The sequence below is a fragment of the Corallococcus praedator genome (assembly GCF_003612125.1).
In the GTDB taxonomy this organism is placed as follows: domain Bacteria; phylum Myxococcota; class Myxococcia; order Myxococcales; family Myxococcaceae; genus Corallococcus; species Corallococcus praedator.
Map to the genome: position 1 here is coordinate 1 of NZ_RAWI01000279.1, position 12,446 is coordinate 12,446.

Consider the following 12,446-nt stretch of genomic DNA (forward strand, 5'->3'; position numbering starts at 1 on the left):
CCCGCCTCGCCTCCGCCCACCGTGGGAGCTGGGTCCGACATGTCGTCCGCGATGAACGTCGGCGCCCGGGGGCCGGTCCGCTGCGTGGGCGCCACCTGGAGGCCCTGGTCCCCCGTCGAGCGCAGGCGCAGGCGCCGGTCCTGGTCGTCGAACATGGACTCCTCCCCGAGGAAGTCGTTCATGCGCCGGTCCAGGTCGCGCTCCTCGCGCACCTCGGTGATGCGCGCCTTCAGGGCCTGGAGCCGCTGGCGCACCTTGTCCTGGCTGTCGCGCAGCGCGTCCGCCTGGGCCAGCAGGTCTTCCGGGTCATCCCCCCGCGTGGCCCCGTCCAACGCCGGCACCTGGGAGGCGGGCAGCGCCGCGCGCACGGCCTCCCGCTCCTCGCGCACCGACCGCATCTGCTCCAAGAGCCGCGCCCGCTCCGTCCGGTCCGTCGTCGCATCCCAGGCCGAGCGCAGCCGCGTCAGCTCCTGCGACAGCGCGCCGTGCAGCGCCAGGTGCGCGCGCTCGACTTCGCCCTCCGCGCCGGACACCGACCAGGCCAGCCCGGTGAGCTCCCCGCTCAGCTCCTGCGAGCGGCGCAGCGCGGACTCCAGCTCCCCGCCCGTCGTCAGCTTCCCCTGGCGCTGGGACTTGAGCGTTTCGATGCGCGCGGCCAGCCCGTTGAGCTCGTCGCGCAGGCCCTGCTGCTGGGTGCGCAGGGTGCGTACGCCGCTTCGCGCCGCCTGGGCCTTCGCCCGCGCCTGCTCCACCCCGGACGCCGCCCCGGCGGGAGCGCCCAGGAGCAGGCACGCGACAAGGGCTAGGGCACGCAGGATCATCGTGGGGAAACCTTCAGCAAGGCGGATGCCAGTCCCGCCCTCCTGACCGCTTCCCTGGCTGGCCGGAAAGTCTCCTGGTTCCGGGCACCTGGCGCGGAGGAGGTGGGCAGGGGTGGGAAAGCCGGGCGGTGGAAAATCATGGGGCCAGGGCAGGGGTGACGGATTTCCGAGGCGCGGGGGGCTCGGGTCTCGGCTTCAGGCTTCTTCTTCAGGCTTCTTCAGGGCGCTCGCCCCGGGGGAGGAAGCCGTACTTCTCCAGCTTGTAGTACAGCGCGGAGGTCTTGATGCCCAGCAGTCGGGCGGTCTCCGTCTTCACGCCGCCGGCCTTTTCGTAGGCGCGGGCGATGAGCTGGCGCTCCAGGTCCTCCAGGATTTCGGGCAGGGGGCGGTCGCCCTGGGGCACGGGCAGCCCGGCGTCCATGCGCGGCGTCTGGCCGGACAGGTGCGGGGGCAGGTCCGCGGGGGTGAGCCTTTCGCCCTCGGCGAAGACGAGCGACTGCTCCATCGCGTTCTCCAGCTCGCGCACATTGCCGGGCCACGCGTGGCGGGTGAGCGCGTGCAGCGTGGCGTCCTCGATGCCGGTGACGCGCCGGTTCACCCGGGGCGCGTGCTTGGCGACGAAGTGGCGCGCGAGCGCGGCGATGTCCTCGGGGCGCTCGCGCAGGGGCGGCAGGGTGAGCGGGACGATGTGCAGCCGGTAGTACAGGTCCTCGCGGAAGCGGCCCGCCTTCACCTCCGCCTGGAGGTCGCGGTGGGTGGCGCTCACCACGCGCACGTCCACCTTGAGGGTCTCTTCTCCGCCCACGCGCTGCAGCTCCTTCTCCTGGAGCACGCGCAAGAGCTTGGTCTGCACGGAGGAGGGAATCTCTCCAATCTCATCCAGGAAGAGGGTGCCGCCGTCGGCCAGCTCGAAGCGGCCGAGCTTGCGCTTCACCGCGCCGGTGAAGGAGCCGCGCTCGTGGCCGAACAGCTCGCTCTCCAGCAGGGTCTCCGCCAGGGCCGCGCAGTGCACCACGACGAAGGCCCCGTCGCGGCGGGGAGACTGCTGGTGGATCATCCGGGCGACCAGCTCCTTGCCGGTGCCGCTCTCGCCGCGCACGAGCACGGTGGCGTCGCTGGCGGCCACCTTGCGCACCTGTCCGAGCAGCTTCTGCATGGGCTCGCTGTCGCCCACGATGTCGCGGTGGGTGAGGGCGGCGTCGGCGTCGTGCGCGTCGGTGCGGGCGGTGAGGCGCTCCACCTGGCGGCGCGTGGCGGACAGCTCCAGGCCCTTGTCCACCTTGGCGCGCAGCACCTCCGGGGGGAAGGGCTTGGTGATGAAGTCGTAGGCGCCCTCCTGCATGGCCAGCACGGCGGTCTCGATGGTGCCGAAGGCCGTCACGACCATCACCACCGCGCCCGCGTCCAACTGCTTGAGGGCGCGCGTGACGGCGATGCCGTCCATGCCGTCCATCTTCAGGTCGGTGACGACCAGGTCGAAGGGGGCCTTCTTGTACGCCGCGAGCCCGTCCGCCCCGCTCTTCACCGCGGACACGGTGTGGCCGGAGCGGGTGAGGGTGACGGTCATGCCCTCGCGGAGGGTGTCGTGGTCGTCGATGACGAGGATGCGCGCCATGGCCTGCTCACCTGCTCGAAAGGTCCGCTGGAAGAAGGGGCACTGCCGGCGCGCTCCGGCGGGAGGGCGCGCCTGGGGGTGGCACCCTACACCGGACCGGGACGGCCGCACGTCCGTCGCGGTGAAAGCGCTGGCGTCCCCCTCGGGGCGTGTGGCTAAACCCTGGCGCATGGCCCCTGCTTCCAACGCCCTCGTCGAACTGCTCGCACGCCACGTCCCCCGGGACGACAAGGAGCGCGAGGACCTGTCGCGCATGCGCCTCTTCGCCACGTCGCTGGGGGAGCCCTTCTCGCGCGCGCAGGCCGAAGCGCACTTCACCGGCAGCGCGGTGGTGGTGGACCCCACGGGCGCGAAGGTGGCGCTCCTGCACCACGCGAAGCTGAAGCGCTGGTTGCAACCCGGAGGGCACGCGGAGGCGGGGGATGGCGGCGACATGGAAGCCACCGCCCTGCGCGAGGCCCGCGAGGAGACCGGGTGCCGCGTGCACCCGCACCCCAGCGCGCCGCGCCCGCTGGACGTGGACATCCACACCATTCCCGTGCGCAAGGACGAACCCGAACACCGTCACCTGGACGTGCGCTACCTCGTGGTGGCGGAGGATCCCGAAGCGCTCGCGCACGACCCCGCGGAGTCGTTTGGCATCCAGTGGCTCTCCTGGGACGAGGCGCTGGCGCGCGCGGACGAGGCGCCGCTGCGACGCATGTTGCAGAAGGCGCGTGAGGCCGTGGGCGTTGAGGGAACGCCGTAGGCGAAAGGGTGTCCCGCCGGGAGGACGTGGCCCGATACGGCTCACGGATGTGCTGGGGCTGGGGACCGAAGGGGTCCGGCGTCGAGCGCAGGACGGGCCTCGCGGAGCACTTCACGGCCGCGCTCGTGCCTCCCCTGAATCCGGAGCGCAGGGCAGCGTGAGCGTGAAGACGGTGTCGCCCGGGGAGGAGCGCAGGGCGAGCTCGCCTCCGTGCGCGCGGACGATCTTCCGCGCGAGGGGCAGGCCCAGGCCGGTGCCCTGCTCTCGGGTGGTGAAGAAGGGCTCGAAGATGCGTTCGCGTTCGGCCTCGGGGACGCCAGGGCCGGAGTCCTGGACGTCGATGGCGTAGCCGCCGTCGCGGCGCTGTCCTCGGACCTTCACGTGGCTGCCGGAGGGCGCGGCCTGCACGGCGTTCTTCACCAGGTTCACGAGCGCGGCCGTGAGCAGGCTGCCATCCGCCTCCAGGTGCGCGGGCGCGGCGTCCACCTCCAGGGTCACGCCCTTGCCACTGGCTTCCATGGCGAGCAGCTCACAGGCGCTCGACACGAGGTCGGGGGCCTCCATGGGAGCGCGTGCCAGGGGTTGCTCGCGGGCGAAGGCGAGGAAGTCCTCGACGATGCGCTGGAGGTAGGCGACCTCGCGCTGGATGCGGTCCACGTGGCTGCCCGCGTCCGCGTGGGCGCCCGCGCGCAGGTCTTCCTGCAGGAGGCCGGAGAAGAGCGCGATGCCGCCCAGCGGATTGCGCACCTCGTGGGCCACGCCCGCGAGCATGAGCTTGAGCTGTCGGTCCCGGCTCTCCAGGGCGCCGCGCATGACCTCCAGCTCGCGCGCGAGCACGCCAATCTCCCGGGTGGGCTCCGGAGGCACGGGGGTGGTCAGGTCGCCCCGGCCGATCCGCAGCGCCGAGTCCATCAGCCGCCGCAACGGCCGGGCCAGTCCCCGGGCGGTGAGCATGGCGATGAAGGCGAGCGCGACGAGCGCCACGACGCTGGCCATGACGAAGGTGCGCCACAGCCGGCGCAGCGGACCGAAGAAGGCCGCGCTGCCCTCCACGCCAATGGCGCCCACCACCTGTCCATCCTGGACCACGGGCGCGTAGCCCGTCTTGTAGAGCAGCCCGTCGGACCCGGTGAAGAGCACCTGGCTGGCGGCGCGCTTGCCGGCGAAGACGCGGGTCAATTCCAGACGGTCGCGCGCGAGCTCCGGCACCTCGGCGCCCACGGGCAGGTTGCCGCCCACGTCGGTGCGCACGCGACCCTGCGCGTCCACCGCGTACACGCGACGCACCCCGCTGGCGGTGCGCACACCGTCGAGCAGTCGCACGAGATTGCGCCAGGTGCGGGTGCCGGACACGTCGTCGCCGGGCTCGATGGTGAGCATGCGCTCGCCGCTGACCTGGCTGGCGGTGGCGGCGGCCAGCGCGGACAGGCTCGAGCCCAGCTCGTCCTCCAGGCTCGCGCGGGCGAGCGCGTACACGGAGGCTCCCGCCAGCGCGAGGAAGAGCAGGGTGGGCAGCAGGAACGCCACCAGCAGCCGTGCTGACAGCGAGCCCAGCGCGTCCCGCAGGCGGGAGGAAAGGGGGCGATGCGTCATCCGGGCGGCGCTCCTCGTGTCACGCATCAAACGGCATGCCCCGGGCCATGACCAGCACTCGTTCTGCGCGCACGGAGCTGAAAGACGCGGGGCCGCAGCGCTTCGGGAACCTGCGAGGGCACGGTGTTGTCTGAAGGCCCGGAGCCATTCAGGCCGCGCGGTGGACGGCGATGGTGTGGACGGTCCGACTCGGAAGGCGTGGTGCCACACGTGTCGGGTGTGAACGGCTGGGAGCGCTCCTGACGCGTTGTCGCCGACGAGGCCTCGTCGGCGGCATGAGTCGTGTCTGGGTGTCGGATGAATTCCTGACACACCGGCACCGCTGCCGCTGTGGCGGGCCGACAGGTGAAACGTGTCATCGCACGCGTTGAACCCAAGCATCCGGGGCGTTCTGGACGCTCCGGGAACAGCCGCTGGCGTGGACGTCGCACAGGGCAGGACGTGTCGCTACGCGCCTCGGGGCCGAGCACCCTGGCCGCGGACGATGGGGTGAGCGTTCCAGAGGGAAATGCGTGTCGCGACGCGCGTCAGGAAGGGCCTCTGGGAGCACGTCAGTGCTGATTGATATTTGAAAAGGCTGGGGAGGCGGTCATGCCGGATGGACGTCTGGGGCGTTTCGGCGGAAGTCTGGTGTTGATGCTGTCGCTCGCGGCGTGCACCACGCCGGGCGCCGGTGCCCTGCCGGTGGGGCATTACGGCTACACGCGCTATCACAGTGCTTCGCCGCCATCGTTCCCGCGTGAGGCCAGGGGCACTGGGGGCTCGGGTGTCACTGTGGGCACCGTGGGCGGGGACGTCCTGGGGCGCTACCTCGCGTTCATCACCGAGAAGCGGGCGGACCTGAAGAAGCCCGCAGTGACTGAGGAGGAGCGCCAGGCGGGCCATGCCGCGCTGAATGAACTGTTCATCTGGGCCCTCGCGCGGACCGAGAAACAGCTCGCCGAAGACTCACCGCTGGAGGTGTACCTGCGGCTGAAGGTCGAGCAGTCGCAGCGGCAGCGTGAGGACGGAGCGCACTCGAAGCAGGTGGATGCGAAACTGGAGGAGTACCACCGCTGGGCGGAAGCGCGAGGCCGGGCCCTGGCCGAGTCGCATTTCCGCAGGCTCGGTCAGGACGGACTGCTCACCGAAAGCGCGCTGTACGAAGAGACGCAGCGGGCGCTGGTGGAGGCGGTGCTCGACTGGGCCTACGCGCACACGCTGGATCCGGACTTCGTGCGCAAGAGTCCCAGTGAAGTGGCGCTCTACCTGCTGGCGCGCGACAGCCTGCTGGCCTCGGCGGTAGAGGCGGGCCGCCTCGCGCCCCCGACGTGGGACCCGCGCCGGGAGCCTCCGGGCGTTCCTCCCGAGGAGATCGTGCTGGAGATGGCGGTGGGCCTGCTGCCCGTCGCCGGAGAAGTGGCGGACGTCACGGGCGTGGTGCTGGGGGTGAGCCTCCTGGGGCACCCGCTGACGGACGGAGAGCGGTTGCTGTGCGCGGTGAGCGTGGCGCTGCCGGTGGTGTCGGGGCGCCTGCTGTCGGAGGGTGCGCAGGGCGCGGAGCGGGTGGCGCTGTTGACGGGGCGCAGTCTGCAAGAGGTGCAGGTGTTGCAGCGGGTGGTGCAACACCTGTCACCGCAAGAAGCGCAGGAGATCCGCCGGGTGCTGCGCGCGGCGGGACGCGGTGATGCGGTGTCAGCGGAGGACGTGGCGAAGCTGCAAGCCGTGGCGAAGCGGCTGGAGTCCCCGCTGGCCGAAGCGGGCCGCGTACTGGCACAGGGCAAGCGCGTGGCCCTGGTGGGCTCGCGCGTGACGGCGGAGGGCGCGCGGCTGGTGCCGGGCAGCGCGGAGCACCTGGCGCAGGCGTGGGTGGACTATCAGTTCCGTCATCCGACGAAGTACCCCCGCATCCAGTACGCGGTGGATCCGGAGTGGGAGCGGCTCTACCAGACGGTCATCAAGAACAAGGGCGCGGGCAGCGAGTTCGAACAGGCGGTGCTCCAGAGCAGGAACTACCCGAAGAACACGAGCCTCTTGTTGCCGCCGCCTGGGAGTTCGGCCCAGGGGTTCGTTCCGGATTCCGTGCTGGGACGTCCCAGCGACCTCGTCTGGGGCCACCCGTACAGCTTCGTCGAGGTGAAGGGTCGTGCGGAGTTGTCGCTCACGGGCAACCTGAAGGCCATGATGAACTACGTGGACAAATACGATGGTTCCATCGAACTCTGGATCCGCTCTTCCAAGCACCCGGCTGGGGCGACCCACCTCTCCGATCCGCTGCGCGCCCAGTTGGATGCGCTCAATGCGGTGGGACGCGCCAACATCCGCTACTTCCCTTGAAGGCAGGTCATGGCTTCGCGCTCTTTGAAGACAAAGTTCTCCCTGCCCCCAGGTGCCCCCTCGACGAGCACCATTCGCGAACTGGCTCGGCGGTTCTTCTCGGACAACCGTTGGTTCCAGCCGGTTCGTTACGGGGGCTTCGACATGGCGGAACGGTTGGAGCCCGGGCCCTTCAACCCAGATGTCCTCGCGGCCTACTACGACGAGTTCAAGAACTTCACCATTGGCGCGAAGACCGATCGGGACTTTCTCCAGATCACGGCGGAGCGCCACGGCAGGTACCCCTACGCCGGGTCATTCACCTGGATGACGTCCGTCGTGGAGGCGAGGAAGCCTGGCTGGCGCGAGGCCCACCTGCGGCAGGTCGTTGAAATCATGCACCTGTTGGGTTCGCCCCTCGTGCAGGCCGGGCTCAAGGATGACTTCGACCGCAAGACCAATCGCATCGTGCCGAACGAGGACGGCTTCGGCTCTACGCTGGTCTTCAACGTGCGCGACTACAGCGAAGGCCTGGATGGCCTCTTCTGGCGCAACATCTTCGGCGCCCCCTTCGTGAAGCTCTTCGGCGCACGCCTGGATGCGATTCCCCCAGAACAGCGACAAGCCCTGGACGGTGGCCTCGTGCTCGTCCAGCCCTACGAGCTGCCCACCCAGGCCATGACCCCGGACGGCGACGCCGCCGAGGCCCGACTCATCGCCACCCTGGGGCCCGCGTCCTTCTACGACCACCAGACGAACGCCATGCCCCTGCGCGTGCCCGACGTGTCCTCACTGCCTCGCGCGTCCTGAACCGTCAGTCGAACATCGCGGCCAGCGCTTCGCTCAGGGTCTCCACGCCCACCACCTGCATCTTCGTCTTCTCCAACCGCCGCGCGCTGCCGGCGGGCATCACCACCCGCTGGAAGCCCATCTTCGCGGCCTCCGCGAGCCTTGGCTCCACCTGGCCCACCGCGCGCACCTCGCCCGCGAGCCCCACCTCTCCCAGCACCAGCGTCTTCGGATCCAACGGCCGGTTCTGCAGGCTGCTCACCAGCGCCGCGCACACCGCCAGGTCGCACGCCGGTTCACTCAACTGCATGCCGCCCGCCACGTTGACGAACAGGTCGCAGCCCACCAGCGGAATCTCTTCCTTCTTCTCCAGCACCGCGGCCAGCAGCGCCACCCGGTTGCCGTCCACGCCAATCGCCGTGCGCCGCGCCGTGCCGTAGCCCGTGGGCGCCACCAGCGCCTGCACCTCCACCAGCAGGGGACGCGTGCCGTTGAGCGTGCTCGTCACCACGCTGCCGGACTTGCCCTGCGGCCGCTCGGAGAGGAACAGCGCGGACGGATCCGCCACCTCCATCAGCCCCGCGCCCTTCATCTCGAAGACGCCAATCTCGTTGGTGCTGCCGAAGCGGTTCTTGTGCGCGCGCAGCAGGCGGAACGGGTGGCCCCTTTCACCTTCAAAGTAGAGGACCGTGTCCACCATGTGCTCCAGCACCCGGGGGCCCGCGATGGAGCCTTCCTTCGTCACGTGCCCCACCAGGAACGTGGGCACCCCGCTGCGCTTGGCGAAGGCCATCAGCCGGCCCGCCACCTCGCGCACCTGGGTGATGCTGCCCGGCGCGTTGCCCAGCTCCGGCAGGTACATGGTCTGGATGGAGTCCACCACCAGCGCCTGGGGCTTCATCGCCTCCGCCGCGGCCAGCACCCGGTCCGCGTCCGTCTCCGCGAACAGGTGGATGTTGTCGCTCTCCACCCGCAGGCGCTCGGCGCGCATCTTCGTCTGCCGCAGGCTCTCTTCACCCGACACGTAGAGCACCGGCCCATGCCGCGCCAGCTTGTCCAGCGCCGCCAGCAGCAGCGTGGACTTGCCGATGCCCGGGTCTCCTCCCAGGAGCACCAGCGAACCGCCCACCACGCCGCCGCCCAGCACGCGGTCGAACTCGGCGATGCCCGTGCGCCGGCGCACCTCCGTCTCCCCCGTCACGTCCTGGAGCTTCACCGGCCGCGAGGCCCCGCCCGACGCGCCCCACGCCGGGCGTTTGTCGTCCACCTTCGCCTCGGTCTCCTCCAGGAGCGAACTCCATGCGCCGCAGTCCGGACACTTCCCGAGCCACTTCGCCGTCTGGTAGCCGCAGGCCTGACAGGTGTAGTGCGTCTTCGCCTTCGCCATGGGTTGAGGTGTCTAGCCCAGACCCCTGACGTTTCCTCGTCCCGCGTGAGGCCACGGCTGGAGAGCAGGCAAGCTCACCCTCCAGGATCAGGTAGCGAGTTGCCCTACAGGGAGGGGCAACCCAGTTTCTGGTCCACGGGCGTCGCACAGAGCGGGCCCCCACACAGGGGAGGTTGTCATGGGGATTATCGCGTTTCTGGTGATTGGTCTGATCGCGGGTCTGATTGCTCGAGCCATCATGCCGGGGAACCAGTCGATGGGGCTCATCGCCACCACGCTGCTCGGCATCGCCGGCTCGTTCGTGGGCGGCTTCGTGGGCTCGCTGTTCTCGCGTGACGGTCGCATGTTCGACCTGCACCCCACGGGCCTGCTCTTCTCCGTCCTGGGCGCACTGGTCGTGTTGTTCCTCGTCGGGCTCGCCGGCCGCGGTCGCCGCGTCCACGTCTAGCCACGCGAGGGTCTTCCCTGCCGATGAGGCGGGAGACAGCACGAGGGACGTCCGTCACGCACGGACGTCCCTTCGTCTTTGCGGGCTCCTGTCTCCGCATCGAGGCGGGACTCGTCAACCCCCTGGCGTTAGGGCGTTGACAATGGTCTTTCGGCCACGCACCGTCGGGCTCCTGACGTCCCTGTTCCAGGAGCCGAGCCCGCATGTCCGAGACCGCCGAGTCCTTCCACGGCCACGCCCACCACGCCGCTCCCGCCCCGGAAGGGGTGACGGTGCGACACGACTGGTCGCTCGCGGAGGTTCGCGCGCTGTACCAGTTGCCGCTGCTGGACCTCGTGCACAAGGCGCAGACGGTGCACCGGCAGGTGTTCGTGGAGAACAAGGTGCAGCTGTGCTCGCTGCTCTCCATCAAGACGGGCGGGTGTCCGGAGGACTGCGCGTACTGCCCGCAGGCGGCGCGCTACAAGACGGGCGTCAAGGCGGAGAAGTTGATGGCGGTGCCGGAGGTGCTGGCCGCCGCGACGCAGGCCCGTCAGGCGGGGGCCACGCGCTTCTGCATGGGCGCGGCGTGGCGTGAGGTGAAGGACGGTCCCCAGTTCGACAGCGTGCTGGAGATGGTGCGCGGCGTCCGGGCCCTGGGCATGGAGGCGTGCGCCACGCTCGGCATGCTGTCGGAGGGCCAGGCGAAGCGCCTGCGCGAGGCGGGCCTGTCCGCGTACAACCACAACCTGGACACGTCGCCGGAGCACTACGGCGACATCATCTCCACCCGCACGTATGACGACCGGCTGCGCACGTTGGACCGGGTGCGCGACGCGGGCATCTCCGTGTGCTGCGGCGGCATCATCGGCATGGGCGAGTCCGTGGATGATCGCTGCAACCTCCTGCGCACGCTGGCCAACCAGGAGGTCCACCCGGAGTCGGTGCCCATCAACGCGCTCGTCCCCGTGGAGGGCACGCCGCTGGCCGAGCAGCACCGTGTGGAGACGGTGGACATGGTGCGCACCATCGCCACCGCCCGCCTGCTCATGCCCCAGGCCATGGTGCGCCTGTCCGCGGGCCGCATGCAGATGAACGAGGAGGCGCAGCTGCTCTGCATGCTCGCGGGCGCCAACTCGCTCTTCTTCGGGGAGAAGCTGCTCACCACCGGCAACCCCGAGTACACCCAGGACATGGCGCTCTTGGAGAAGGCGGGCATCCGCCCCCTGGAGCCCCGGCAGGACCGGTGAAGTCCTCCGCTCCGGTCGCGGAGGGCTGGGCGCGCGAGGACCTGGAGGCCCTGTCCGCGAAGGGCCTGCGCCGCGTGCTCGAACCGCTCGACTCACCCCAGGGCGCCGAGGTGCGCCTGGGGGACGAGCGGCTGATCAACTTCTCCTCCAATGACTACCTGGGCCTCGCGGCGTCGCCCGCCGTGCGCGCCGCCGCCGTGTCCGCGCTGGAGCGCTACGGCGTGGGCACCGGCGCGAGCCGGCTGGTGGTGGGGGACATGGTGCCGCACCAGCAGTTGGAGGCGCGGCTGGCCCGCTTCGAGCGCGCGCAGGCCGTGCGCCTCTTCAACTCTGGCTACGCGGCCAACACCGGCATCCTCCCCGCGCTGGTGGGGCCCGGGGACGCTGTCTTCTCCGACGCCCTCAACCACGCGTCCCTGGTGGACGGCTGCCGGCTGTCGCGCGCGCGCGTCGTCGTCTATCCACACGCGGAGGCTGGCGCGCTGGCCCGGGCGCTCGCGGACACGCCGGCCCGGCGCAAGCTGGTCGTCACCGACAGCGTCTTCTCCATGGATGGAGACGTGGCGCCCCTGCGCGAGCTGGTGGCGGCGTGCGAGGCCCACGGCGCCGCGCTGATGGTGGATGAGGCGCACGCCACCGGCGTCCTGGGCGCGCGTGGCGCGGGCCTGTGCGAGGCGCTGGGCCTGGAGGACCGCGTGGACCTGCGCATGGGCACGCTGAGCAAGGCGCTGGGCGGGCTGGGGGCGTATGTCGCCACCTCGCGCGCGGTGGCGGACCTGCTGGTGAGCCGCGCCCGGCCCTTCGTCTATTCCACCGCGCTGCCCGCGGCCCTGTGCGCCGCCGCCGCGTGCGCGGTGGACCTGGTGGAGCATGACCCGGCTCCGCGTGAGCGGCTGTGGGGGCACATCCACCGGTTCACCGAGGGGCTGCGTTCCCTGGGACTGAAAGCGGAACCGCGGAGCGCCATCTTCCCGGTCATCCTCGGCGAGCCCGCGCGGGCGCTGGATGCGGCGAAGCGCCTGCGGGAGGAGGGGCTCCTGGTGAAGGCCATCCGTCCACCCACGGTTCCAGAGGGCACCAGCCGGCTGCGCTTCTGCCTCTCCGCGGCCCATTCAACGGACCACATCGACCTGGCGCTGGAGGCGTTGCGCCGGCTGGGAGTCACCCGTGAAGCCTGCTGAACCCCGCTTCTTCGTCACCGGCACGGACACCGGGGTGGGCAAGACGCAGGTGTCGTGCGCGCTCTTGTCGCTCATGCGGGACGCGGGCCTGTCACCCCAGGGCTTCAAGCCCTACGAGAGCGGCTGTGCGTCCCTGAAGGCCCCGTCGGACGCGCTGGCGATGCGCGAGGCCGCGGGCAGCACGCTGCCCGTGGAGGCGGTGTGTCCGCACCGCTTCCGCGCGCCGCTGGCCCCGGGCATCGCGGCCCAACGGTTGGGGCGGGAGCCGGACTGGCGGGTGACGCTTGAGGCGTGGAAGCGGCTGAAGGACGGGGCGGTGGTGGTGGAGCTGTCTCTTATA

Annotated in this window: 11 protein-coding genes; 7 read left to right on the forward strand and 4 right to left on the reverse strand. The window is 70.7% G+C overall.

Features of this window, described 5'->3' with window-relative positions; genetic code table 11:
• Together D7Y13_RS28705 and D7Y13_RS28710 are read right to left on the reverse strand one after the other, a co-directional pair.
• On the reverse strand, nucleotides 1-821 hold an 821-nt coding region (locus D7Y13_RS28705; protein ID WP_120630834.1), incomplete at its 3' end, for a TetR family transcriptional regulator.
• Nucleotides 822-1,029: 208 nt separating this feature from the next.
• Nucleotides 1,030-2,436: a sigma-54-dependent transcriptional regulator gene (locus D7Y13_RS28710; RefSeq protein ID WP_120535238.1), complete on the reverse strand. Its 1,407-nt coding sequence runs from the start codon at nucleotides 2,434-2,436 to the stop codon at nucleotides 1,030-1,032.
• Nucleotides 2,437-2,605: 169 nt separating this feature from the next.
• On the opposite strand from D7Y13_RS28710, the gene D7Y13_RS47220 reads away from it, so the two are divergent.
• Entirely contained in the window at nucleotides 2,606-3,184 is a 579-nt protein-coding gene (locus D7Y13_RS47220) for an NUDIX hydrolase (RefSeq protein WP_199732856.1), read from the forward strand.
• 111 nt (nucleotides 3,185-3,295) lie between these two features.
• On the opposite strand, the gene D7Y13_RS28720 is transcribed toward D7Y13_RS47220, so the two are convergent.
• Nucleotides 3,296-4,777, reverse strand: a complete 1,482-nt coding sequence (locus D7Y13_RS28720; protein ID WP_120584686.1) for a sensor histidine kinase — start codon at nucleotides 4,775-4,777, stop codon at nucleotides 3,296-3,298.
• Nucleotides 4,778-5,368: 591 nt separating this feature from the next.
• Here D7Y13_RS28720 and D7Y13_RS28725 point away from each other — a divergent pair.
• Together D7Y13_RS28725 and D7Y13_RS28730 are read left to right on the forward strand one after the other, a co-directional pair.
• A complete protein-coding gene (locus tag D7Y13_RS28725; protein WP_147444391.1) occupies nucleotides 5,369-7,093 on the forward strand; it encodes a hypothetical protein in 1,725 nt (574 codons plus the stop codon).
• Nucleotides 7,094-7,102: 9 nt separating this feature from the next.
• Nucleotides 7,103-7,882 (forward strand): hypothetical protein, encoded by a 780-nt coding sequence (locus D7Y13_RS28730; RefSeq protein ID WP_120630835.1) that lies wholly within the window; start codon nucleotides 7,103-7,105, stop codon nucleotides 7,880-7,882.
• Nucleotides 7,883-7,886: 4 nt separating this feature from the next.
• Here the strand turns inward: D7Y13_RS28730 and radA are convergent, their stop codons facing one another.
• Nucleotides 7,887-9,248, reverse strand: a complete 1,362-nt coding sequence (gene radA, locus D7Y13_RS28735) for a DNA repair protein RadA (protein ID WP_120535233.1) — start codon at nucleotides 9,246-9,248, stop codon at nucleotides 7,887-7,889.
• A gap of 178 nt (nucleotides 9,249-9,426) precedes the next feature.
• On the opposite strand from radA, the gene D7Y13_RS28740 reads away from it, so the two are divergent.
• From D7Y13_RS28740 to bioD, 4 genes are all read left to right on the forward strand, one after another.
• A complete protein-coding gene (locus D7Y13_RS28740; RefSeq protein ID WP_120535232.1) occupies nucleotides 9,427-9,696 on the forward strand; it encodes a GlsB/YeaQ/YmgE family stress response membrane protein in 270 nt (89 codons plus the stop codon).
• A 203-nt stretch (nucleotides 9,697-9,899) separates the two neighbouring features.
• Nucleotides 9,900-10,925, forward strand: coding sequence for a biotin synthase BioB (gene bioB / locus D7Y13_RS28745; protein ID WP_120535231.1), 1,026 nt, complete (start codon nucleotides 9,900-9,902; stop codon nucleotides 10,923-10,925).
• Nucleotides 10,922-12,106 (forward strand): 8-amino-7-oxononanoate synthase, encoded by a 1,185-nt coding sequence (gene bioF, locus D7Y13_RS28750; protein ID WP_120584683.1) that lies wholly within the window; start codon nucleotides 10,922-10,924, stop codon nucleotides 12,104-12,106. The genes bioB and bioF overlap by 4 nt, the downstream gene beginning before the upstream one ends.
• The coding region (bioD, locus tag D7Y13_RS28755; RefSeq protein ID WP_147452511.1) for an ATP-dependent dethiobiotin synthetase BioD at nucleotides 12,093-12,446 on the forward strand (354 nt) is incomplete at its 3' end. The genes bioF and bioD, both read left to right, overlap by 14 nt.